Source organism: Flavobacterium sp. OHVDL-2026-0007 (genome assembly GCF_059882335.1).
In genome coordinates this window covers 3,780,147-3,806,811 of sequence record NZ_CM187612.1, presented here as the reverse complement: position 1 = coordinate 3,806,811, position 26,665 = coordinate 3,780,147, and the positions used below count along the sequence as shown (strand labels likewise).

The following is a 26,665-nucleotide window of genomic DNA, read 5'->3' as shown; positions in this document are numbered from 1 at the left end:
GTTTTAACTACTATTTTAATTGATATATAAATATCCTGCTTCCTGGTGTGGCTGGGATGCGCTGTCTTTGTATTTCACAACATAATAATACGTTCCTACTGGCAACTTATCCCCTGATTTTACTGTTGCGCGACCTTCTGACATTCCTCTAAAAGCACGGTCTTCGTTGTTGTAATGCTCGCGCTCGAAAACCAGAACTCCCCAACGATTGAATATCTCAACGGTATTGTTTGGATAACATTCTAATCCTTGTATATAGAATCGCTCGTTCTTACGATCTCCATTTGGAGAGACTGCATTGAATATTGTTATTTTACAACCTTCCAATGCTAAGACTGTTGGATTATCACCTGTATTACTTAAGTCATCTGACTTATCCGATACAGTTATTCCACTCTGTGTCGTTCCATAAGCGGTAGCTTGATTACTCACGCTTCCATTATTAATATCGCCTTGTGTAATAACATATTCTGCGGTAAAACTAACTTCGTCGAACTCATATACATTTAGATTAATTGGACTTCCGGACATCACAATACCTGTCAATGGATCCGTAATCGTAACATTATACAAAGGCACATTTCCAGTATTGCTCACTTTGAATTTATAACTGATCGTTTCACCGGCATTAGCATTACCGTTTCCGTTTTCATCATTAGCTACTGCAGTCTTAATAATTGCAATAGACGGTGTTTCAACAAAAACAGTAACCTTAGCTGTACTACAATTCGATCCATTTAATCTCTCGCAAATTTGATAGATCAAAGTATACTTTCCACCTTTAGTTTTTGGTGCCACTGTTATGGTTCCATTTGCATTTAGAGTAAACCCTTTTGCCGTTACACCTAGTACTTGTAGATCAACATCTGAGCTTTTGACAGGAATTCCATTTAGTGTATCATTCCCCAAAACTGTTTCTGTGGTACCTCCGGTAATACCGTTAATTGCTACCATAGCAAAATCATCTTCTACAAGATTCAATGAAGATTTTCCAACCACAATAATTGAAGTAACTTCACTACAATTTGATGGATTGCTTACCTCACAAATACGGTAGGTTACACTATGATTTCCTTCTGGTGTATTTGGCGCTACTGTTATTGTCCCGTCAGTATTTAATGTCAATCCTGTTGGCACTGTTATCCCTGTCAATTTCACCTGACCTGAATTTGTTCCAATAACCACTGAATTTCCGTTTAAGGTATCATTCGATAGTAATGATTGCGTTTTACCTCCAGTATTTCCATTGATTGATGGAGTAGTTTCCGCTACAGCACATAAAACATTCGATATTGTAACAACTACTGAAGCTGAAGTACAACCTGTCGCAGTAGTTACCGTAAAATTATAAGTTGTACCTGGCAACAATCCTGTGATTGTTTTGCTAGGGGTATTTCCTGTAATATTACCTGGATTAATTATCCAGTTACCTGATGGTAAGCCACTCAACACTACGCTTCCTGTCGGAATTGAACATATTGGTTGTGCTAGTGATGCTACAATTGGTGCTACTTGTGTAGCATTTACTGTGAAAGTAACATCTGAAGTTGTAGCAGCACAACTACCATTAGCAGCAACTGTATATTGAATTGTTACAGCCGTATCTGCTGTTACATCAGCTGGGGTGTAAACTCCTGCTGCGATGTTTCCGCCTCCTGTGATAACACTCCAAGTTCCTCCTGCTGGTGTAGCCGATAAGGTCTTGGTCGCTGTCTCACAAATTGCTGTAGTAGTGGTTGTATTGTTAGCCACTCCTGCAAATGCATTTACTGTGAAAGTAACATCTGAAGTTGTAGCAGCACAACTACCATTAGCAGCAACTGTATATTGAATTGTTACAGCCGTATCTGCTGTTACATCAGCTGGGGTGTAAACTCCTGCTGCGATGTTTCCACCTCCTGTGATAATACTCCAAGTTCCTCCTGCTGGTGTAGCCGATAAGGTCTTGGTTGCTGTCTCACAAATTGCTGTAGTAGTGGTTGTATTGTTAGCCACTCCTGCAAATGCATTTACTGTGAAAGTAACATCTGAAGTTGTAGCAGCACAACTACCATTAGCAGCAACTGTATATTGAATTGTTACAGCCGTGTCTGCTGTTACATCAGCTGGGGTGTAAACTCCTGCTGCGATGTTTCCGCCTCCTGTGATAATACTCCAAGTTCCTCCTGCTGGTGTAGCCGATAAGGTCTTGGTTGCTGTCTCACAAATTGCTGTAGTAGTGGTTGTATTGTTAGCCACTCCTGCAAATGCATTTACTGTGAAAGTAACATCTGAAGTTGTAGCAGCACAACTACCATTAGCAGCAACTGTATATTGAATTGTTACAGCCGTATCTGCTGTTACATCAGCTGGGGTGTAAACTCCTGCTGCGATGTTTCCGCCTCCTGTGATAACACTCCAAGTTCCTCCTGCTGGTGTAGCCGATAAGGTCTTGGTCGCTGTCTCACAAATTGCTGTAGTAGTGGTTGTATTGTTAGCCACTCCTGCAAATGCATTTACTGTGAAAGTAACATCTGAAGTTGTAGCAGCACAACTACCATTAGCAGCAACTGTATATTGAATTGTTACAGCCGTATCTGCTGTTACATCAGCTGGGGTGTAAACTCCTGCTGCGATGTTTCCGCCTCCTGTGATAACACTCCAAGTTCCTCCTGCTGGTGTAGCCGATAAGGTCTTGGTCGCTGTCTCACAAATTGCTGTAGTAGTGGTTGTATTGTTAGCCACTCCTGCAAATGCATTTACTGTGAAAGTAACATCTGAAGTTGTAGCAGCACAACTACCATTAGCAGCAACTGTATATTGAATTGTTACAGCCGTATCTGCTGTTACATCAGCTGGGGTGTAAACTCCTGCTGCGATGTTTCCGCCTCCTGTGATAATACTCCAAGTTCCTCCTGCTGGTGTAGCCGATAAGGTCTTGGTCGCTGTCTCACAAATTGCTGTAGTAGTGGTTGTATTGTTAGCCACTCCTGCAAATGCATTTACTGTGAAAGTAACATCTGAAGTTGTAGCAGCACAACTACCATTAGCAGCAACTGTATATTGAATTGTTACAGCCGTATCTGCTGTTACATCAGCTGGGGTGTAAACTCCTGCTGCGATGTTTCCGCCTCCTGTGATAACACTCCAAGTTCCTCCTGCTGGTGTAGCCGATAAGGTCTTGGTCGCTGTCTCACAAATTGCTGTAGTAGTGGTTGTATTGTTAGCCACTCCTGCAAATGCATTTACTGTGAAAGTAACATCTGAAGTTGTAGCAGCACAACTACCATTAGCAGCAACTGTATATTGAATTGTTACAGCCGTATCTGCTGTTACATCAGCTGGGGTGTAAACTCCTGCTGCGATGTTTCCGCCTCCTGTGATAACACTCCAAGTTCCTCCTGCTGGTGTAGCCGATAAGGTCTTGGTCGCTGTCTCACAAATTGCTGTAGTAGTGGTTGTATTGTTAGCCACTCCTGCAAATGCATTTACTGTGAAAGTAACATCTGAAGTTGTAGCAGCACAACTACCATTAGCAGCAACTGTATATTGAATTGTTACAGCCGTATCTGCTGTTACATCAGCTGGGGTGTAAACTCCTGCTGCGATGTTTCCGCCTCCTGTGATAACACTCCAAGTTCCTCCTGCTGGTGTAGCCGATAAGGTCTTGGTTGCTGTCTCACAAATTGCTGTAGTAGTGGTTGTATTGTTAGCCACTCCTGCAAATGCATTTACTGTGAAAGTAACATCTGAAGTTGTAGCAGCACAACTACCATTAGCAGCAACTGTATATTGAATTGTTACAGCCGTGTCTGCTGTTACATCAGCTGGGGTGTAAACTCCTGCTGCGATGTTTCCACCTCCTGTGATAATACTCCAAGTTCCTCCTGCTGGTGTAGCCGATAAGGTCTTGGTTGCTGTCTCACAAATTGCTGTAGTAGTGGTTGTATTGTTAGCCACTCCTGCAAATGCATTTACTGTGAAAGTAACATCTGAAGTTGTAGCAGCACAACTACCATTAGCAGCAACTGTATATTGAATTGTTACAGCCGTATCTGCTGTTACATCAGCTGGGGTGTAAACTCCTGCTGCGATGTTTCCACCTCCTGTGATAATACTCCAAGTTCCTCCTGCTGGTGTAGCCGATAAGGTCTTGGTTGCTGTCTCACAAATTGCTGTAGTAGTGGTTGTATTGTTAGCCACTCCTGCAAATGCATTTACTGTGAAAGTAACATCTGAAGTTGTAGCAACACAACTACCATTAGCAGCAACTGTATATTGAATTGTTACAGCCGTGTCTGCTGTTACATCAGCTGGGGTGTAAACTCCTGCTGCGATGTTTCCACCTCCTGTGATAATACTCCAAGTTCCTCCTGCTGGTGTAGCCGATAAGGTCTTGGTTGCTGTCTCACAAATTGCTGTAGTAGTGGTTGTATTGTTAGCCACTCCTGCAAATGCATTTACTGTGAAAGTAACATCTGAAGTTGTAGCAGCACAACTACCATTAGCAGCAACTGTATATTGAATTGTTACAGCCGTGTCTGCTGTTACATCAGCTGGGGTGTAAACTCCTGCTGCGATGTTTCCGCCTCCTGTGATAATACTCCAAGTTCCTCCTGCTGGTGTAGCCGATAAGGTCTTGGTCGCTGTCTCACAAATTGCTGTAGTAGTGGTTGTATTGTTAGCCACTCCTGCAAATGCATTTACTGTGAAAGTAACATCTGAAGTTGTAGCAGCACAACTACCATTAGCAGCAACTGTATATTGAATTGTTACAGCCGTATCTGCTGTTACATCAGCTGGGGTGTAAACTCCTGCTGCGATGTTTCCGCCTCCTGTGATAACACTCCAAGTTCCTCCTGCTGGTGTAGCCGATAAGGTCTTGGTCGCTGTCTCACAAATTGCTGTAGTAGTGGTTGTATTGTTAGCCACTCCTGCAAATGCATTTACTGTGAAAGTAACATCTGAAGTTGTAGCAGCACAACTACCATTAGCAGCAACTGTATATTGAATTGTTACAGCCGTATCTGCTGTTACATCAGCTGGGGTGTAAACTCCTGCTGCGATGTTTCCGCCTCCTGTGATAACACTCCAAGTTCCTCCTGCTGGTGTAGCCGATAAGGTCTTGGTCGCTGTCTCACAAATTGCTGTAGTAGTGGTTGTATTGTTAGCCACTCCTGCAAATGCATTTACTGTGAAAGTAACATCTGAAGTTGTAGCAGCACAACTACCATTAGCAGCAACTGTATATTGAATTGTTACAGCCGTATCTGCTGTTACATCAGCTGGGGTGTAAACTCCTGCTGCGATGTTTCCGCCTCCTGTGATAATACTCCAAGTTCCTCCTGCTGGTGTAGCCGATAAGGTCTTGGTTGCTGTCTCACAAATTGCTGTAGTAGTGGTTGTATTGTTAGCCACTCCTGCAAATGCATTTACTGTGAAAGTAACATCTGAAGTTGTAGCAGCACAACTACCATTAGCAGCAACTGTATATTGAATTGTTACAGCCGTATCTGCTGTTACATCAGCTGGGGTGTAAACTCCTGCTGCGATGTTTCCACCTCCTGTGATAATACTCCAAGTTCCTCCTGCTGGTGTAGCCGATAAGGTCTTGGTTGCTGTCTCACAAATTGCTGTAGTAGTGGTTGTATTGTTAGCCACTCCTGCAAATGCATTTACTGTGAAAGTAACATCTGAAGTTGTAGCAACACAACTACCATTAGCAGCAACTGTATATTGAATTGTTACAGCCGTGTCTGCTGTTACATCAGCTGGGGTGTAAACTCCTGCTGCGATGTTTCCACCTCCTGTGATAATACTCCAAGTTCCTCCTGCTGGTGTAGCCGATAAGGTCTTGGTTGCTGTCTCACAAATTGCTGTAGTAGTGGTTGTATTGTTAGCCACTCCTGCAAATGCATTTACTGTGAAAGTAACATCTGAAGTTGTAGCAGCACAACTACCATTAGCAGCAACTGTATATTGAATTGTTACAGCCGTGTCTGCTGTTACATCAGCTGGGGTGTAAACTCCTGCTGCGATGTTTCCGCCTCCTGTGATAATACTCCAAGTTCCTCCTGCTGGTGTAGCCGATAAGGTCTTGGTTGCTGTCTCACAAATTGCTGTAGTAGTGGTTGTATTGTTAGCCACTCCTGCAAATGCATTTACTGTGAAAGTAACATCTGAAGTTGTAGCAGCACAACTACCATTAGCAGCAACTGTATATTGAATTGTTACAGCCGTATCTGCTGTTACATCAGCTGGGGTGTAAACTCCTGCTGCGATGTTTCCGCCTCCTGTGATAACACTCCAAGTTCCTCCTGCTGGTGTAGCCGATAAGGTCTTGGTCGCTGTCTCACAAATTGCTGTAGTAGTGGTTGTATTGTTAGCCACTCCTGCAAATGCATTTACTGTGAAAGTAACATCTGAAGTTGTAGCAGCACAACTACCATTAGCAGCAACTGTATATTGAATTGTTACAGCCGTATCTGCTGTTACATCAGCTGGGGTGTAAACTCCTGCTGCGATGTTTCCGCCTCCTGTGATAACACTCCAAGTTCCTCCTGCTGGTGTAGCCGATAAGGTCTTGGTCGCTGTCTCACAAATTGCTGTAGTAGTGGTTGTATTGTTAGCCACTCCTGCAAATGCATTTACTGTGAAAGTAACATCTGAAGTTGTAGCAGCACAACTACCATTAGCAGCAACTGTATATTGAATTGTTACAGCCGTATCTGCTGTTACATCAGCTGGGGTGTAAACTCCTGCTGCGATGTTTCCGCCTCCTGTGATAACACTCCAAGTTCCTCCTGCTGGTGTAGCCGATAAGGTCTTGGTCGCTGTCTCACAAATTGCTGTAGTAGTGGTTGTATTGTTAGCCACTCCTGCAAATGCATTTACTGTGAAAGTAACATCTGAAGTTGTAGCAGCACAACTACCATTAGCAGCAACTGTATATTGAATTGTTACAGCCGTATCTGCTGTTACATCAGCTGGGGTGTAAACTCCTGCTGCGATGTTTCCGCCTCCTGTGATAACACTCCAAGTTCCTCCTGCTGGTGTAGCCGATAAGGTCTTGGTTGCTGTCTCACAAATTGCTGTAGTAGTGGTTGTATTGTTAGCCACTCCTGCAAATGCATTTACTGTGAAAGTAACATCTGAAGTTGTAGCAGCACAACTACCATTAGCAGCAACTGTATATTGAATTGTTACAGCCGTGTCTGCTGTTACATCAGCTGGGGTGTAAACTCCTGCTGCGATGTTTCCACCTCCTGTGATAATACTCCAAGTTCCTCCTGCTGGTGTAGCCGATAAGGTCTTGGTTGCTGTCTCACAAATTGCTGTAGTAGTGGTTGTATTGTTAGCCACTCCTGCAAATGCATTTACTGTGAAAGTAACATCTGAAGTTGTAGCAGCACAACTACCATTAGCAGCAACTGTATATTGAATTGTTACAGCCGTATCTGCTGTTACATCAGCTGGGGTGTAAACTCCTGCTGCGATGTTTCCACCTCCTGTGATAATACTCCAAGTTCCTCCTGCTGGTGTAGCCGATAAGGTCTTGGTTGCTGTCTCACAAATTGCTGTAGTAGTGGTTGTATTGTTAGCCACTCCTGCAAATGCATTTACTGTGAAAGTAACATCTGAAGTTGTAGCAGCACAACTACCATTAGCAGCAACTGTATATTGAATTGTTACAGCCGTGTCTGCTGTTACATCAGCTGGGGTGTAAACTCCTGCTGCGATGTTTCCACCTCCTGTGATAATACTCCAAGTTCCTCCTGCTGGTGTAGCCGATAAGGTCTTGGTTGCTGTCTCACAAATTGCTGTAGTAGTGGTTGTATTGTTAGCCACTCCTGCAAATGCATTTACTGTGAAAGTAACATCTGAAGTTGTAGCAGCACAACTACCATTAGCAGCAACTGTATATTGAATTGTTACAGCCGTGTCTGCTGTTACATCAGCTGGGGTGTAAACTCCTGCTGCGATGTTTCCGCCTCCTGTGATAATACTCCAAGTTCCTCCTGCTGGTGTAGCCGATAAGGTCTTGGTCGCTGTCTCACAAATTGCTGTAGTAGTGGTTGTATTGTTAGCCACTCCTGCAAATGCATTTACTGTGAAAGTAACATCTGAAGTTGTAGCAGCACAACTACCATTAGCAGCAACTGTATATTGAATTGTTACAGCCGTATCTGCTGTTACATCAGCTGGGGTGTAAACTCCTGCTGCGATGTTTCCGCCTCCTGTGATAACACTCCAAGTTCCTCCTGCTGGTGTAGCCGATAAGGTCTTGGTCGCTGTCTCACAAATTGCTGTAGTAGTGGTTGTATTGTTAGCCACTCCTGCAAATGCATTTACTGTGAAAGTAACATCTGAAGTTGTAGCAGCACAACTACCATTAGCAGCAACTGTATATTGAATTGTTACAGCCGTATCTGCTGTTACATCAGCTGGGGTGTAAACTCCTGCTGCGATGTTTCCGCCTCCTGTGATAACACTCCAAGTTCCTCCTGCTGGTGTAGCCGATAAGGTCTTGGTCGCTGTCTCACAAATTGCTGTAGTAGTGGTTGTATTGTTAGCCACTCCTGCAAATGCATTTACTGTGAAAGTAACATCTGAAGTTGTAGCAGCACAACTACCATTAGCAGCAACTGTATATTGAATTGTTACAGCCGTATCTGCTGTTACATCAGCTGGGGTGTAAACTCCTGCTGCGATGTTTCCGCCTCCTGTGATAATACTCCAAGTTCCTCCTGCTGGTGTAGCCGATAAGGTCTTGGTTGCTGTCTCACAAATTGCTGTAGTAGTGGTTGTATTGTTAGCCACTCCTGCAAATGCATTTACTGTGAAAGTAACATCTGAAGTTGTAGCAGCACAACTACCATTAGCAGCAACTGTATATTGAATTGTTACAGCCGTATCTGCTGTTACATCAGCTGGGGTGTAAACTCCTGCTGCGATGTTTCCACCTCCTGTGATAATACTCCAAGTTCCTCCTGCTGGTGTAGCCGATAAGGTCTTGGTTGCTGTCTCACAAATTGCTGTAGTAGTGGTTGTATTGTTAGCCACTCCTGCAAATGCATTTACTGTGAAAGTAACATCTGAAGTTGTAGCAACACAACTACCATTAGCAGCAACTGTATATTGAATTGTTACAGCCGTGTCTGCTGTTACATCAGCTGGGGTGTAAACTCCTGCTGCGATGTTTCCACCTCCTGTGATAATACTCCAAGTTCCTCCTGCTGGTGTAGCCGATAAGGTCTTGGTTGCTGTCTCACAAATTGCTGTAGTAGTGGTTGTATTGTTAGCCACTCCTGCAAATGCATTTACTGTGAAAGTAACATCTGAAGTTGTAGCAGCACAACTACCATTAGCAGCAACTGTATATTGAATTGTTACAGCCGTGTCTGCTGTTACATCAGCTGGGGTGTAAACTCCTGCTGCGATGTTTCCGCCTCCTGTGATAATACTCCAAGTTCCTCCTGCTGGTGTAGCCGATAAGGTCTTGGTTGCTGTCTCACAAATTGCTGTAGTAGTGGTTGTATTGTTAGCCACTCCTGCAAATGCATTTACTGTGAAAGTAACATCTGAAGTTGTAGCAGCACAACTACCATTAGCAGCAACTGTATATTGAATTGTTACAGCCGTATCTGCTGTTACATCAGCTGGGGTGTAAACTCCTGCTGCGATGTTTCCGCCTCCTGTGATAACACTCCAAGTTCCTCCTGCTGGTGTAGCCGATAAGGTCTTGGTCGCTGTCTCACAAATTGCTGTAGTAGTGGTTGTATTGTTAGCCACTCCTGCAAATGCATTTACTGTGAAAGTAACATCTGAAGTTGTAGCAGCACAACTACCATTAGCAGCAACTGTATATTGAATTGTTACAGCCGTATCTGCTGTTACATCAGCTGGGGTGTAAACTCCTGCTGCGATGTTTCCGCCTCCTGTGATAACACTCCAAGTTCCTCCTGCTGGTGTAGCCGATAAGGTCTTGGTCGCTGTCTCACAAATTGCTGTAGTAGTGGTTGTATTGTTAGCCACTCCTGCAAATGCATTTACTGTGAAAGTAACATCTGAAGTTGTAGCAGCACAACTACCATTAGCAGCAACTGTATATTGAATTGTTACAGCCGTATCTGCTGTTACATCAGCTGGGGTGTAAACTCCTGCTGCGATGTTTCCACCTCCTGTGATAATACTCCAAGTTCCTCCTGCTGGTGTAGCCGATAAGGTCTTGGTTGCTGTCTCACAAATTGCTGTAGTAGTGGTTGTATTGTTAGCCACTCCTGCAAATGCATTTACTGTGAAAGTAACATCTGAAGTTGTAGCAACACAACTACCATTAGCAGCAACTGTATATTGAATTGTTACAGCCGTGTCTGCTGTTACATCAGCTGGGGTGTAAACTCCTGCTGCGATGTTTCCACCTCCTGTGATAATACTCCAAGTTCCTCCTGCTGGTGTAGCCGATAAGGTCTTGGTTGCTGTCTCACAAATTGCTGTAGTAGTGGTTGTATTGTTAGCCACTCCTGCAAATGCATTTACTGTGAAAGTAACATCTGAAGTTGTAGCAGCACAACTACCATTAGCAGCAACTGTATATTGAATTGTTACAGCCGTGTCTGCTGTTACATCAGCTGGGGTGTAAACTCCTGCTGCGATGTTTCCGCCTCCTGTGATAATACTCCAAGTTCCTCCTGCTGGTGTAGCCGATAAGGTCTTGGTTGCTGTCTCACAAATTGCTGTAGTAGTGGTTGTATTGTTAGCCACTCCTGCAAATGCATTTACTGTGAAAGTAACATCTGAAGTTGTAGCAGCACAACTACCATTAGCAGCAACTGTATATTGAATTGTTACAGCCGTATCTGCTGTTACATCAGCTGGGGTGTAAACTCCTGCTGCGATGTTTCCGCCTCCTGTGATAACACTCCAAGTTCCTCCTGCTGGTGTAGCCGATAAGGTCTTGGTCGCTGTCTCACAAATTGCTGTAGTAGTGGTTGTATTGTTAGCCACTCCTGCAAATGCATTTACTGTGAAAGTAACATCTGAAGTTGTAGCAGCACAACTACCATTAGCAGCAACTGTATATTGAATTGTTACAGCCGTATCTGCTGTTACATCAGCTGGGGTGTAAACTCCTGCTGCGATGTTTCCGCCTCCTGTGATAACACTCCAAGTTCCTCCTGCTGGTGTAGCCGATAAGGTCTTGGTCGCTGTCTCACAAATTGCTGTAGTAGTGGTTGTATTGTTAGCCACTCCTGCAAATGCATTTACTGTGAAAGTAACATCTGAAGTTGTAGCAGCACAACTACCATTAGCAGCAACTGTATATTGAATTGTTACAGCCGTATCTGCTGTTACATCAGCTGGGGTGTAAACTCCTGCTGCGATGTTTCCGCCTCCTGTGATAATACTCCAAGTTCCTCCTGCTGGTGTAGCCGATAAGGTCTTGGTCGCTGTCTCACAAATTGCTGTAGTAGTGGTTGTATTGTTAGCCACTCCTGCAAATGCATTTACTGTGAAAGTAACATCTGAAGTTGTAGCAGCACAACTACCATTAGCAGCAACTGTATATTGAATTGTTACAGCCGTATCTGCTGTTACATCAGCTGGGGTGTAAACTCCTGCTGCGATGTTTCCGCCTCCTGTGATAATACTCCAAGTTCCTCCTGCTGGTGTAGCCGATAAGGTCTTGGTTGCTGTCTCACAAATTGCTGTAGTAGTGGTTGTATTGTTAGCCACTCCTGCAAATGCATTTACTGTGAAAGTAACATCTGAAGTTGTAGCAGCACAACTACCATTAGCAGCAACTGTATATTGAATTGTTACAGCCGTATCTGCTGTTACATCAGCTGGGGTGTAAACTCCTGCTGCGATGTTTCCGCCTCCTGTGATAACACTCCAAGTTCCTCCTGCTGGTGTAGCCGATAAGGTCTTGGTCGCTGTCTCACAAATTGCTGTAGTAGTGGTTGTATTGTTAGCCACTCCTGCAAATGCATTTACTGTGAAAGTAACATCTGAAGTTGTAGCAGCACAACTACCATTAGCAGCAACTGTATATTGAATTGTTACAGCCGTATCTGCTGTTACATCAGCTGGGGTGTAAACTCCTGCTGCGATGTTTCCGCCTCCTGTGATAACACTCCAAGTTCCTCCTGCTGGTGTAGCCGATAAGGTCTTGGTTGCTGTCTCACAAATTGCTGTAGTAGTGGTTGTATTGTTAGCCACTCCTGCAAATGCATTTACTGTGAAAGTAACATCTGAAGTTGTAGCAGCACAACTACCATTAGCAGCAACTGTATATTGAATTGTTACAGCCGTGTCTGCTGTTACATCAGCTGGGGTGTAAACTCCTGCTGCGATGTTTCCACCTCCTGTGATAATACTCCAAGTTCCTCCTGCTGGTGTAGCCGATAAGGTCTTGGTTGCTGTCTCACAAATTGCTGTAGTAGTGGTTGTATTGTTAGCCACTCCTGCAAATGCATTTACTGTGAAAGTAACATCTGAAGTTGTAGCAGCACAACTACCATTAGCAGCAACTGTATATTGAATTGTTACAGCCGTATCTGCTGTTACATCAGCTGGGGTGTAAACTCCTGCTGCGATGTTTCCGCCTCCTGTGATAATACTCCAAGTTCCTCCTGCTGGTGTAGCCGATAAGGTCTTGGTTGCTGTCTCACAAATTGCTGTAGTAGTGGTTGTATTGTTAGCCACTCCTGCAAATGCATTTACTGTGAAAGTAACATCTGAAGTTGTAGCAACACAACTACCATTAGCAGCAACTGTATATTGAATTGTTACAGCCGTGTCTGCTGTTACATCAGCTGGGGTGTAAACTCCTGCTGCGATGTTTCCACCTCCTGTGATAATACTCCAAGTTCCTCCTGCTGGTGTAGCCGATAAGGTCTTGGTTGCTGTCTCACAAATTGCTGTAGTAGTGGTTGTATTGTTAGCCACTCCTGCAAATGCATTTACTGTGAAAGTAACATCTGAAGTTGTAGCAGCACAACTACCATTAGCAGCAACTGTATATTGAATTGTTACAGCCGTGTCTGCTGTTACATCAGCTGGGGTGTAAACTCCTGCTGCGATGTTTCCGCCTCCTGTGATAATACTCCAAGTTCCTCCTGCTGGTGTAGCCGATAAGGTCTTGGTCGCTGTCTCACAAATTGCTGTAGTAGTGGTTGTATTGTTAGCCACTCCTGCAAATGCATTTACTGTGAAAGTAACATCTGAAGTTGTAGCAGCACAACTACCATTAGCAGCAACTGTATATTGAATTGTTACAGCCGTATCTGCTGTTACATCAGCTGGGGTGTAAACTCCTGCTGCGATGTTTCCGCCTCCTGTGATAATACTCCAAGTTCCTCCTGCTGGTGTAGCCGATAAGGTCTTGGTTGCTGTCTCACAAATTGCTGTAGTAGTGGTTGTATTGTTAGCCACTCCTGCAAATGCATTTACTGTGAAAGTAACATCTGAAGTTGTAGCAGCACAACTACCATTAGCAGCAACTGTATATTGAATTGTTACAGCCGTATCTGCTGTTACATCAGCTGGGGTGTAAACTCCTGCTGCGATGTTTCCACCTCCTGTGATAATACTCCAAGTTCCTCCTGCTGGTGTAGCCGATAAGGTCTTGGTTGCTGTCTCACAAATTGCTGTAGTAGTGGTTGTATTGTTAGCCACTCCTGCAAATGCATTTACTGTGAAAGTAACATCTGAAGTTGTAGCAACACAACTACCATTAGCAGCAACTGTATATTGAATTGTTACAGCCGTGTCTGCTGTTACATCAGCTGGGGTGTAAACTCCTGCTGCGATGTTTCCACCTCCTGTGATAATACTCCAAGTTCCTCCTGCTGGTGTAGCCGATAAGGTCTTGGTTGCTGTCTCACAAATTGCTGTAGTAGTGGTTGTATTGTTAGCCACTCCTGCAAATGCATTTACTGTGAAAGTAACATCTGAAGTTGTAGCAGCACAACTACCATTAGCAGCAACTGTATATTGAATTGTTACAGCCGTGTCTGCTGTTACATCAGCTGGGGTGTAAACTCCTGCTGCGATGTTTCCGCCTCCTGTGATAATACTCCAAGTTCCTCCTGCTGGTGTAGCCGATAAGGTCTTGGTTGCTGTCTCACAAATTGCTGTAGTAGTGGTTGTATTGTTAGCCACTCCTGCAAATGCATTTACTGTGAAAGTAACATCTGAAGTTGTAGCAGCACAACTACCATTAGCAGCAACTGTATATTGAATTGTTACAGCCGTATCTGCTGTTACATCAGCTGGGGTGTAAACTCCTGCTGCGATGTTTCCGCCTCCTGTGATAACACTCCAAGTTCCTCCTGCTGGTGTAGCCGATAAGGTCTTGGTCGCTGTCTCACAAATTGCTGTAGTAGTGGTTGTATTGTTAGCCACTCCTGCAAATGCATTTACTGTGAAAGTAACATCTGAAGTTGTAGCAGCACAACTACCATTAGCAGCAACTGTATATTGAATTGTTACAGCCGTATCTGCTGTTACATCAGCTGGGGTGTAAACTCCTGCTGCGATGTTTCCGCCTCCTGTGATAACACTCCAAGTTCCTCCTGCTGGTGTAGCCGATAAGGTCTTGGTCGCTGTCTCACAAATTGCTGTAGTAGTGGTTGTATTGTTAGCCACTCCTGCAAATGCATTTACTGTGAAAGTAACATCTGAAGTTGTAGCAGCACAACTACCATTAGCAGCAACTGTATATTGAATTGTTACAGCCGTATCTGCTGTTACATCAGCTGGGGTGTAAACTCCTGCTGCGATGTTTCCACCTCCTGTGATAATACTCCAAGTTCCTCCTGCTGGTGTAGCCGATAAGGTCTTGGTTGCTGTCTCACAAATTGCTGTAGTAGTGGTTGTATTGTTAGCCACTCCTGCAAATGCATTTACTGTGAAAGTAACATCTGAAGTTGTAGCAACACAACTACCATTAGCAGCAACTGTATATTGAATTGTTACAGCCGTGTCTGCTGTTACATCAGCTGGGGTGTAAACTCCTGCTGCGATGTTTCCACCTCCTGTGATAATACTCCAAGTTCCTCCTGCTGGTGTAGCCGATAAGGTCTTGGTTGCTGTCTCACAAATTGCTGTAGTAGTGGTTGTATTGTTAGCCACTCCTGCAAATGCATTTACTGTGAAAGTAACATCTGAAGTTGTAGCAGCACAACTACCATTAGCAGCAACTGTATATTGAATTGTTACAGCCGTGTCTGCTGTTACATCAGCTGGGGTGTAAACTCCTGCTGCGATGTTTCCGCCTCCTGTGATAATACTCCAAGTTCCTCCTGCTGGTGTAGCCGATAAGGTCTTGGTTGCTGTCTCACAAATTGCTGTAGTAGTGGTTGTATTGTTAGCCACTCCTGCAAATGCATTTACTGTGAAAGTAACATCTGAAGTTGTAGCAGCACAACTACCATTAGCAGCAACTGTATATTGAATTGTTACAGCCGTATCTGCTGTTACATCAGCTGGGGTGTAAACTCCTGCTGCGATGTTTCCGCCTCCTGTGATAACACTCCAAGTTCCTCCTGCTGGTGTAGCCGATAAGGTCTTGGTCGCTGTCTCACAAATTGCTGTAGTAGTGGTTGTATTGTTAGCCACTCCTGCAAATGCATTTACTGTGAAAGTAACATCTGAAGTTGTAGCAGCACAACTACCATTAGCAGCAACTGTATATTGAATTGTTACAGCCGTATCTGCTGTTACATCAGCTGGGGTGTAAACTCCTGCTGCGATGTTTCCGCCTCCTGTGATAATACTCCAAGTTCCTCCTGCTGGTGTAGCCGATAAGGTCTTGGTCGCTGTCTCACAAATTGCTGTAGTAGTGGTTGTATTGTTAGCCACTCCTGCAAATGCATTTACTGTGAAAGTAACATCTGAAGTTGTAGCAACACAACTACCATTAGCAGCAACTGTATATTGAATTGTTACAGCCGTATCTGCTGTTACATCAGCTGGGGTGTAAACTCCTGCTGCGATGTTTCCGCCTCCTGTGATAATACTCCAAGTTCCTCCTGCTGGTGTAGCCGATAAGGTCTTGGTTGCTGTCTCACAAATTGCTGTAGTAGTGGTTGTATTGTTAGCCACTCCTGCAAATGCATTTACTGTGAAAGTAACATCTGAAGTTGTAGCAGCACAACTACCATTAGCAGCAACTGTATATTGAATTGTTACAGCCGTATCTGCTGTTACATCAGCTGGGGTGTAAACTCCTGCTGCGATGTTTCCGCCTCCTGTGATAACACTCCAAGTTCCTCCTGCTGGTGTAGCCGATAAGGTCTTGGTCGCTGTCTCACAAATTGCTGTAGTAGTGGTTGTATTGTTAGCCACTCCTGCAAATGCATTTATCATAACTACGTGAGTAGTCGTCTTTGGTCCATTACATCCTGCGGCACTTGCCGTGATGGTTGTTGTCCCTGACCATCCTGCCGAATAAGTTACCGCTCCTGTTGTTGCATCGATACTGTTACCTGCAAAGGCAGCAGTAGTTGCATCCAAACTATAAGTAATTCCTGTTGAATTTGTAGCCGTAGTAGTTGTCGTAACTGTTCCTGCTCCTTGACAACGAACAGAAGTTGTTGGGCTAAATGCAGCAATTGCAACAGTTGGTGTTACTGTTACAACATGAGTAGTTGTCTTTGGTCCATTACATCCTGCAGCACTTGCCGTGATGGTTGTTGTCCCTGACCATCCTGCCGAATAAGTTACCGCTCCTGTTGTTGCTTCGATACTGTTACCAGCAAAGGCAGCAGTAGTTGCATCCAAACTATAAGTAATTCCTGTTGAATTTGTAGCCGTAGTAGTTGTCGTAACTGTTCCTGCTCCTTGACAACGAACAGAAGTTGTTGGGCTAAATGCAGCAATTGCAACAGTTGGTGTTACTGTTACAACATGAGTAGTTGTCTTTGGTCCATTACATCCTGCGGCACTTGCCGTGATGGTTGTAGTCCCTGACCATCCTGCCGAATAAGTTACCGCTCCTGTTGTTGCATCGATACTGTTACCTGCAAAGGCAGCTGTAGTTGCATCCAAACTATAAGTAATTGCTGTTGAATTTGTAGCCGTAGTAGTTATCGTAACTGTTCCTGCTCCTTGACAACGAACAGAAGTTGTTGGGCTAAATGCAGCAATTGCAACAGTTGGTGTTACTGTTACAACATGAGTAGTTGTCTTTGGTCCATTACATCCTGCGGCACTTGCCGTGATGGTTGTAGTCCCTGACCATCCTGCCGAATAAGTTACCGCTCCTGTTGTTGCATCGATACTGTTACCTGCAAAGGCAGCAGTAGTTGCATCCAAACTATAAGTAATTCCTGTTGAATTTGTAGCCGTAGTAGTTGTCGTAACTGTTCCTGCTCCTTGACAACGAACAGAAGTTGTTGGGCTAAATGCAGCAATTGCAACAGTTGGTGTTACTGTTACAACATGAGTAGTTGTCTTTGGTCCATTACATCCTGCGGCACTTGCCGTGATGGTTGTAGTCCCTGACCATCCTGCCGAATAAGTTACCGCTCCTGTTGTTGCATCGATACTGTTACCTGCAAAGGCAGCAGTAGTTGCATCCAAACTATAAGTAATTCCTGTTGAATTTGTAGCCGTAGTAGTTGTCGTAACTGTTCCTGCTCCTTGACAACGAACAGAAGTTGTTGGGCTAAATGCAGCAATTGCAACAGTTGGTGTTACTGTTAGAGTCACATCTGTAGAAATAATACAACCCGTATTATAAGTAACCGTTAATGTATATATCCCATTATGGCTAGGCTGTGCATTAGTAATCAACGGACTTTGTGAAGTGGATGAGAAATTATTCGGCCCCTTCCAACTCCACGAATTTCCAACTCCACTAGCTCCAACAAAGGAAGCCGTTTGTCCTTGACAAATAATTAAAGGTGTTGGTGTTGATGTTACAACTGTAGCGTTTATATTCACCCAATGATCTTCTACTTCACCGTCAGAAGCATATCCTGTAGGAAGCAAATTGTTTACTGTAGAGAATCGTATTCGTGTATAATAATCGCTACCTGACTTTAAACCTACAATAGCTGAAAGCGGTAATTTCACCTCTCCATTAGTACCCGTCACCACTGTACGACTTGCTTTTTCATTTGTTTCAAAAATACCGTTCCTATTAGCATCTATCCATAAACTTAGATAAGCTAGGTTTCCTGTCAAGTTTTTTACTTTTATGGTAGCCTCACAATCTGACCAAGAGATAGCACCTACAATAGCATCCTCATCATCCCGATCTGTTCGATCGTCTCCATCAGGATTAAATCCCGGTGTAACTGGAGAGTAACCGGTATCAGTGTCCACAATAGTACCTAGCAATATTAGTGGATCTGCAAAAGTACCCTTATCCATATCAGCTACATTCGTACTTGACGATAGATTTTTATTGGCACCTGTTGCTAATGTCCCTCCTGTAATTGAACTAGTAACTATATGTACTGCTTTACCGTAGGTATCTGGAGCATCAGAATAATCAACATTTTCGATAAACCCAATAGCAAAATGTTGTCCCCCACCACCTTTTACTTCCACATCAATAGAAGGTACATTTTCCGCTACCAACAACGCATCTCCTTTAGAATCCCCTGAAACCGAATTCGTAACCTTCACTATTTTTCCATTATTAGAAACCTGAAGTTGTGTCTTTGTATTTCCCCAATTATCATTATAGATATATTTATCCATATACTTAACAACTCCAGTAGGAGTGGTTATTTGGTAATATTCGCCATTACCATTTAATGATTCTGTACCCGCAATTACAAAGGCCACAACATTTCCTGTTCCGCCGCCAGGATAGTTCGCAACAATTGTTAATTTAAGACTCGCTGTACGACCGTCTGTTCCATTATTTATACCTATGATATTGCCTGCGCCATTGTCGCCTCCAATATTACCATAGCCATATGGAAAATTATTTCCTGACCAACTGTAACTACTACTAGATTGGGGAGATCCGGACACACCAGATACTGTGGCTGTATAAATAACCCCAGAAGGTGAAGTAAAGGATCTAGTTGTTCCATTTACAATGGCATCCCCCCCCGATCCATTACTATTCAAATCCCAATTAAGCCAAAAAATTCTATCCTTATACAAGCCTGTACCTGTAGTAGCCTTTCCTGCTTGAGCATGTGACTGTAACGTCCCTATTACTAAAAATAATAATGCAAGTAAATACTTAAGTAACTTTGAAGTAGATAATATTCTTTTATTCATAACTATATTAATAAAAATACTTGAAAAAAAACCGGAGTTTTTATTTGTGAAAACCAATTCAAAAAAATGTTTCTGTGATTCAGTTAGCGATAAATATTTACAGAAGTAGATATAACACTTGGACCATCCACACCCACCCTTTCACACATTTGTTGAAAAAATGAATGAATTGACAACAAAAGAAAAACTACGTTAAAAGAAATTTGCTTAAAGAACTTAAGACTTTTAAGAGTAAAGTTATGCATAGACAGTTTGGGTTTGGGGTATATTAGAAAAGTCCGAATCGCCACAAAAGCAATTCAGAAAATAGGAATAAGTATAATTTGGATAGTTGACACTAGACTTAGAAAAAGATCGAATGAAATTTCTCACGAGTGTAATAAATTAGGCTTCATAATCAAATCAGTGACGACTACAAGTCGTTATTAAATTTATAAATAGGTAGTTTGGCGGTGCGAAAGTATATAAAGAGTTAAAAAAACAACTACACGAACCGATGAACTACCTACTTAAACGCTGAACTACATCCTTGATAGGAAAAAACCTAGCATATTTCGCCAAAATAATTAACAACTTGTAATAAAAACGTTTGTAATTCAACAACAGAAGTATGTTTATTAAGGTATATTTTATAGTAAAATTCCTAAACTATTGAATTCATAGATAATAATGCATAAATAGGATATAATTTGAAATTAGCCTTAATTCCTTTTACTAACAAATTCAGGTAATTTAATTCCAAATCCTCTCAAAATAGAACAGATCATCTACTCCATAAGAAAATTAACTTACATATGCAAAAACTGACGTAAAAAAGCTACTTCAAAAAATTAACGTTTCTTTTCAGTCCGTCAAATTTTGCTCTTTTTAGGGGGGAGTTTTTGAATACTACACGAAAGGTTTCTTCGGTGATTTCAAGCCAGTCTTTTTTAGACATAGCCAGCATTTCTGGGTTGGGATTGAACAAGGGCTCTGCATGCGCTTTAGAGAAGCGGTTCCAAGGACATACGTCCTGGCAGGTATCACAACCAAAGGCCCAATCATCAAACTTACCCCTCATTTCTTGGGGTATGTTCTCTTTGAGTTCGATTGTGAAATAAGAAATACATTTACTGCCATCGACTACATAAGGTGCAACAATGGCTTGTGTTGGACAAGCATCCAAACAAGCCGTACAGGAACCACAATGATCCGTCGTACGACTATCATACTCTAAATCTAGATCTAGAATAAGTTCCGCTATAAAATAAAAAGAGCCTACTTTTTGAGTGAGTAGGTTGCTGTTTTTACCGATCCAGCCCAAACCACTTTTGGCAGCCCAAGCTTTATCTAAAACGGGTGCAGAATCTACAAAAGCACGACCGGAAACAGCTCCAATTTCGGTTTGTATGGATTCTAGTAATTCCTTAAGCTTTTCTTTGATGACAAAATGATAATCTTGTCCATAAGCATATTTTGAAATTTTGAAACTTTCTGGATTTTGTGTTTCTTGCGGGTAATAATTGAGTAAAAGTGAGACCACACTTTTAGCATCATCAACCAATAAAGTAGGATCTAAACGTTTATCAAAATGGTTTTCCATATAGGCCATTTTACCGTTATGCTGGTTTTTCAACCATTGCTCCAGTCGTGGCGCTTCTTGCTCTAAAAAACCAGCCTTCGATATACCACAAGATAAAAAACCAAGGCGCTTAGCCTCGGATTTAATAAATTGTGAATAGGTCTCCTTTGAATTGATCACGGCAACTATAATATAACACGAAACGTTTTATAGCCAAAGTTAGCTTCTTTCGTCACGTTTGTTTAGACTAATAAAAATTGAATTACAACTGCTGTATCCATAACAGCTATATGCTAAAACAATCCGCCTTGAATATTGGTGTTTATTTTACCTAAATGTTTGTACGCTTTATCAGTCACTTCACGACCACGAGGTGTACGCATAATAAAACCTTCTTGAATTAAAAAAGGCTCATACACTTCTTCCACCGTCTCGCTACTTTCTGAAACAGCCGTAGCCAAAGTCGAAAGTCCAACTGGACCTCCTTTAAATTTATTGATGATCGTGAGCAAAATTTTATTATCCATTTCATCTAATCCATGCGCATCCACATGAAGTGCTTTTAAAGCATAACGCGCAATCTCAATATCGATAGTACCATTTCCTTTTATCTGTGCAAAATCACGTACTCTACGCAACAAAGCATTAGCAATACGAGGAGTGCCTCGGCTTCTACCAGCAATTTCAATAGCCGCCTCTAAAGAAATAGGCATTTTCAATATCGAAGCACTTCGTTCCACAATGGTGGTTAAAAGTTCTGTAGTATAATATTGTAAACGGGAAGATATTCCAAAACGAGCACGCATCGGTGCGGTTAATAATCCCGATCTAGTCGTCGCCCCTATTAAGGTGAAAGGATTTAAATTAATTTGTACCGTTCTGGCATTAGGACCTGATTCAATCATAATGTCGATCTTAAAATCCTCCATGGCCGAATACAAATATTCTTCCACTATAGGACTCAAACGATGAATCTCATCTATAAATAACACATCTCTTTCGTCCAGATTGGTTAACAATCCAGCCAAATCACCAGGTTTATCCAAAACAGGACCTGAGGTAATTTTAATTCCTACTTGAAGTTCATTGGCCAAAATATTAGCCAAAGTTGTTTTTCCTAATCCAGGAGGTCCATGAAACAAGGTATGATCAAGCGCTTCTCCACGTTGATTCGCGGCAGCCACAAAAACTTTTAAATTCTCCAAAACTTGATCTTGTCCCGCAAAATCATCAAAGGATAGGGGACGCAATCTTTTTTCAAGATCTAACTCTTCTGGGTTGTATCCTTTTGTGGTAGGATCTAGGTTTTCATTCATGTTACAAAGATAGACAAACTAATCAGTTTGTAAAACAGAAAAATAGCGGTTGATTCTGTACTAAAGCAAAAAAAAGACCGTCGGTTAGGACGGTCTTTCTATAAATATTTTTAGTGATGTAAAATCTCTTCACCTTCTTTCATCGGCACATTTTGAGGAACAAAATCTACGTCGTGATTTGGGTTACTGTAGTCATAAGGCCAACGGTATACGTGAGGAATTTCACCTGGCCAGTTACCGTGGATATGTTCAACAGGAGTAGTCCACTCTAAAGTTGTAGATTTCCATGGATTTTGAACTGCTTTCTTACCGTAGAAAATACTAGCAAAGAAGTTGTATAAGAAAACCAATTGGAAAGCTCCTCCGATTAAGGCAAACATCGTGATTAAAACATTCACGTTTTGTAAATCATCAAACAATGGGAAACTAGTATTCGTATAATAACGTCTTGGTAAACCTGCTAATCCGATAAAGTGCATTGGGAAAAATACTCCATAAGCACAAACTGCAGTTACCCAAAAGTGAATATAACCTAAGTTTTTATTCAACATTCTTCCGTACATTTTTGGGAACCAGTGGTAAATACCAGCAAACATTCCGTAAAGTGCAGAGATACCCATTACTAAGTGAAAGTGAGCAATTACGAAGTATGTATCGTGAACGTTAATATCTAATGTACTGTCTCCTAAGATAATTCCAGTTAAACCTCCAGTGATGAAAGTAGAAACCATTCCGATTGAGAATAACATTGCAGGGTTGAATTGCAAGTTACCTTTCCATAAAGTTGTAATCCAGTTGAACGCTTTTACAGCAGATGGAATTGCAATCAATAAAGTAGTAAAAGTAAATACAGATCCTAAGAAAGGATTCATTCCTGAGATAAACATATGGTGCCCCCAAACAATAGTAGATAAGAATGCAATTGCTAAAACTGACATAATCATCGCTCTGTATCCGAAAATTGGTTTACGAGAGTTCGTAGCCATAATTTCAGAAACAAGTCCCATTGCAGGTAAAATTACAATATATACTTCAGGGTGTCCTAAGAACCAGAATAAGTGTTCGAACAATACTGGAGATCCACCTTGGTAATGTAAAACTTCTCCAGCAATATAAATATCAGATAAGAAGAATGATGTACCAAAACTTCTATCGAAGATCAACAATAAAGCAGCAGATAACAAAACTGGGAACGAAACAACACCAATGATAGCCGTTACGAAAAAAGTCCAGATCGTAAGCGGAAGTCTAGTCATAGACATTCCTTTAGTTCTTAAGTTAATTACCGTTACGATATAATTTAAAGATCCCATTAAAGAAGATGCAATAAAGATCGCCATAGATACTAACCATAAAGTCATACCTGTTCCAGAACCTGGAATCGCTTGTGGTAAAGCACTCAATGGAGGATAAATTGTCCATCCAGCAGAAGCTGGTCCAGCCTCAACAAACAAAGAACTTAACATCACTACAGCAGATAAGAAAAACAACCAGTAGGATATCATATTCATAAATCCAGAAGCCATATCTCTTGCTCCAATTTGAAGCGGAATCAATAAATTACTAAAGGTTCCACTCAAACCAGCCGTTAGTACAAAGAATACCATGATGGTACCGTGAATCGTAACTAAAGCTAGATAAATATCATTAGCCATTACACCATCAGGTGCAAATTTATCTCCTAATAAAACATTAAAGATCTTAAAAGATTCTTCCGGCCATGCTAATTGCATTCTAAAAAGCAACGACATTGCAATACCAATAACTCCCATAATAATACCTGTAATCAAGTATTGCTTGGCAATCATTTTGTGATCAATACTAAAGATATATTTAGTAATGAAAGTGTCTTTATGATGATGTTCATGCTCGTGATCGTGTCCGTGATCGTGTGCTTCTGCTGACATATATGTGTACTTTAAATTTTCTTAATAATATTATTTCATAGTAACTTTAGCTACAACTGCCTTAACAGTGTCGATAACCGCTTTAACAGTATCCGTAGCAGTACTATCTGTAGCCTCTACTCCTTCTGCTGGTTTCTTAGCCGCTTCCGCTGCCTTAATATCCTGAGCTAAAGTCGTTTTTTCGCTTAACCATTTTTTATATTCTTCTGGAGTATCCACAACAATTTTCATTTGCATGTTGTAGTGAGAAGCTCCACAAATTTTATTACATAATAATAAATAATCAAAAGTATAAGGATCTAAAGCAGTACCTCCTTTAGCAACTAACTCCACACTCTTTTGAGCTCTAAGTTTGTTGATATTTGATACTTTCTCCACCATAAATGGCAACTCTCTGTATTCAGCAGTTGTGTAAGTTGGAATAAATGCAAACTCAGTAACCATACCTGGAACACAGTTCATTTGTGCTCTAAAGTGAGGCATATAAGCAGAGTGCAAAACATCTTGAGAACGCATTTTGAAATGCACTTTTTTACCTTTTGGTATGTGTAATTCAGAAACTACGATATCGTCTTGAGAATTTTTATCAGACATATCAACACCTAAAGTGTTAATCCCTTCAATCAATCTTACGTTCGCTTTTCCTAAAGTATTATCTGCACCAGCATATCTAGCAGTCCATTTAAACTGTTGTGCGTATAATTCAATTTCAATTACATCTTCGTCTTTATCAACAAACATAATGTTGTTCCAAGCGTACAATCCGTAAAGAATCAAACAAGCCAAAACTACAGATGGAATAATACTCCAAAGCGCCTCTAATTTGTTACTATCAGCAAAGAACTTTGCTTTTTTATCTTTATTTCCTTTATATTTAAAAGAAAACCAATACAATAAACCTTGTGTGATTAGTTGAACTGTAAAGATCAAAACCCAAGTAATATTCATTAAACTGTCTACTAACAATCCGTGCTCAGAAGCAGGAGTATGAAGTGCTAAATGCCCCCATTTTAGTAAACCGTAAATCGTAAAGATATAAATGAAAGCTAAAAAGCCAAACATAAGATATCCTTGAATATTATTATCATTATCTGATGCAACTTGTGAATCGTCCGAAGAAGATCCTACTTGAGTAAGATCAAATATCTTGGTCAATTGCCATAATGCAACTGCTAATAAAACTACAACTATAATTACCAACAAACTTGTCATCTGTTTACTTCTTTAAATATTAATAATGAAAATGTTTACTTTCTTCTATGAAAGGATTTCTTTTAGCTAACAAAGGAGCTTTAGTTAATGCTGTGAATACAACAAAAATAAATAAACCTAAGAAGAAAAGTATAGATGCAATTTCAGAAACTCCAATGAACCATTTGTCTCCTACTGTACCAGGCATAATCATATTAAAGAAATCAATATAGTGACCTAATAAAATAACAACACCAGCCATTACAATAACCCAATTAATACGTTTGAAATCTGTACCGATTAATATCAACAATGGGAAAACAAAGTTCATAACAACAGCTCCGAAGAAAGGTAAGTTATACAATTGAATTCTTGTGATAAAATAAGTTACCTCCTCAGGAATATTGGCGTACCAAATTAACATGAATTGAGAGAACCATAAGTACGTCCAGAAAATACTAATACCAAACATGAATTTAGCTAAATCATGAATATGACTTGTATTTACGAACTCTAAATATCCTTTAGATTTTAAGTATATTGTAACCAATGCAATTGTAGTAATACCACTTACGAAGAAAGAAGCAAATACATACCATCCGAACAATGTACTGAACCAGTGTGGGTCAATTGACATAATCCAATCCCAAGACATGATAGACTCAGATACAATGAAGAACACTAAAAATCCAGCAGATATTTTAAAATTCTTTTTGTAGTTTAAATCATCATTAGCCTCATCTTGTGCCAAACAGTTTTTTCTAGAAAAGTAATGATACACATTCCATCCTATTAAAAAGATAGCCGCTCTAACAATCCAGAAAGGAAAGTTTAAGTATCCTGCTTTATTAGCAATAATTTTATCATAATTAGCACTATTAGGATCCGTAACGCCTTCTCCTAACCAAACAAACATATGATTAAAATGCAAACCACAAAGAATCAAAATGATAAAGAAAATTAAAGATCCTACAGGTAAGTAAGAACTAATCCCTTGCATTACTCTAAACAATACAGGAGACCAACCAGCTTGAGCCACTTGTTGAATAGCATAAAATGCTAAAACTCCCATTGAAAGTAGTAAGAAGAAAATACAGGCAACATATAATGCTGACCATGGTTTGTTTTGCAACTGGTGCAACACATGCTCTAAATGTTTTTCATGCTCATCTGCAGCATTAACTTTTGCATGCTCGCCACCTTTCGGCGCTTCATGCGAAGCTTCAGCAGCTTCGTGATGTCCAGCTTCTTCATGAGAAGGCTCTGCAGCTTCTTCATGCGCAGCACCATGAGAACCATGAGCATCTGCAGCTAGTATTTTTTCAACTTCTTGAATATCTTTAGGCGCACTTAAAAAACCATACCCAATACCTAATATACCAACGGCCATTAGGATGATAGAAAAAGTTTTTAATTTACTTGAAAATGTATACATATCTATTACGATCAGTTTGTTCAAC

Annotated in this window: 6 protein-coding genes; all 6 read right to left on the bottom strand. The window is 41.3% G+C overall.

Annotated elements, in window-relative coordinates; all coding sequences use genetic code 11:
* Positions 1 to 15: 15 nt before the first annotated feature.
* The 6 genes from AC51AA_RS15610 to AC51AA_RS15585 all read right to left on the bottom strand — a co-directional run bounded on the left by AC51AA_RS15610 (position 16) and on the right by AC51AA_RS15585 (position 26,640).
* Complete coding sequence (locus tag AC51AA_RS15610) at positions 16 to 19,230, bottom strand: T9SS type B sorting domain-containing protein (protein ID WP_500703145.1); 19,215 nt, start codon at positions 19,228 to 19,230, stop codon at positions 16 to 18.
* Positions 19,231 to 20,047: 817 nt separating this feature from the next.
* A complete protein-coding gene (queG, locus tag AC51AA_RS15605; RefSeq protein WP_500703144.1) occupies positions 20,048 to 20,971 on the bottom strand; it encodes a tRNA epoxyqueuosine(34) reductase QueG in 924 nt (307 codons plus the stop codon).
* A 113-nt stretch (positions 20,972 to 21,084) separates the two neighbouring features.
* Positions 21,085 to 22,107: a Holliday junction branch migration DNA helicase RuvB gene (gene ruvB, locus AC51AA_RS15600; protein WP_500703143.1), complete on the bottom strand. Its 1,023-nt coding sequence runs from the start codon at positions 22,105 to 22,107 to the stop codon at positions 21,085 to 21,087.
* 110 nt (positions 22,108 to 22,217) lie between these two features.
* Entirely contained in the window at positions 22,218 to 24,014 is a 1,797-nt protein-coding gene (locus tag AC51AA_RS15595) for a cytochrome c oxidase subunit I (protein ID WP_500703142.1), read from the bottom strand.
* A 30-nt stretch (positions 24,015 to 24,044) separates the two neighbouring features.
* Positions 24,045 to 25,226 (bottom strand): cytochrome c oxidase subunit II, encoded by a 1,182-nt coding sequence (locus AC51AA_RS15590; protein ID WP_500703141.1) that lies wholly within the window; start codon positions 25,224 to 25,226, stop codon positions 24,045 to 24,047.
* A gap of 19 nt (positions 25,227 to 25,245) precedes the next feature.
* A complete protein-coding gene (locus AC51AA_RS15585; RefSeq protein WP_500703140.1) occupies positions 25,246 to 26,640 on the bottom strand; it encodes a quinol:cytochrome C oxidoreductase in 1,395 nt (464 codons plus the stop codon).
* Between the last annotated feature and the right edge of the window lie 25 nt (positions 26,641 to 26,665).

Coding starts and splice junctions, on each gene's coding strand:
- AC51AA_RS15585 (WP_500703140.1), bottom strand. CDS start 26,640: ATGTATACATTTTCAAGTAAATTAAAAACTTTTTCTATCATCCTAATG.
- AC51AA_RS15595 (WP_500703142.1), bottom strand. CDS start 24,014: ATGTCAGCAGAAGCACACGATCACGGACACGATCACGAGCATGAACAT.
- ruvB (WP_500703143.1), bottom strand. CDS start 22,107: ATGAATGAAAACCTAGATCCTACCACAAAAGGATACAACCCAGAAGAG.
- AC51AA_RS15590 (WP_500703141.1), bottom strand. CDS start 25,226: ATGACAAGTTTGTTGGTAATTATAGTTGTAGTTTTATTAGCAGTTGCA.
- AC51AA_RS15610 (WP_500703145.1), bottom strand. CDS start 19,230: ATGAATAAAAGAATATTATCTACTTCAAAGTTACTTAAGTATTTACTT.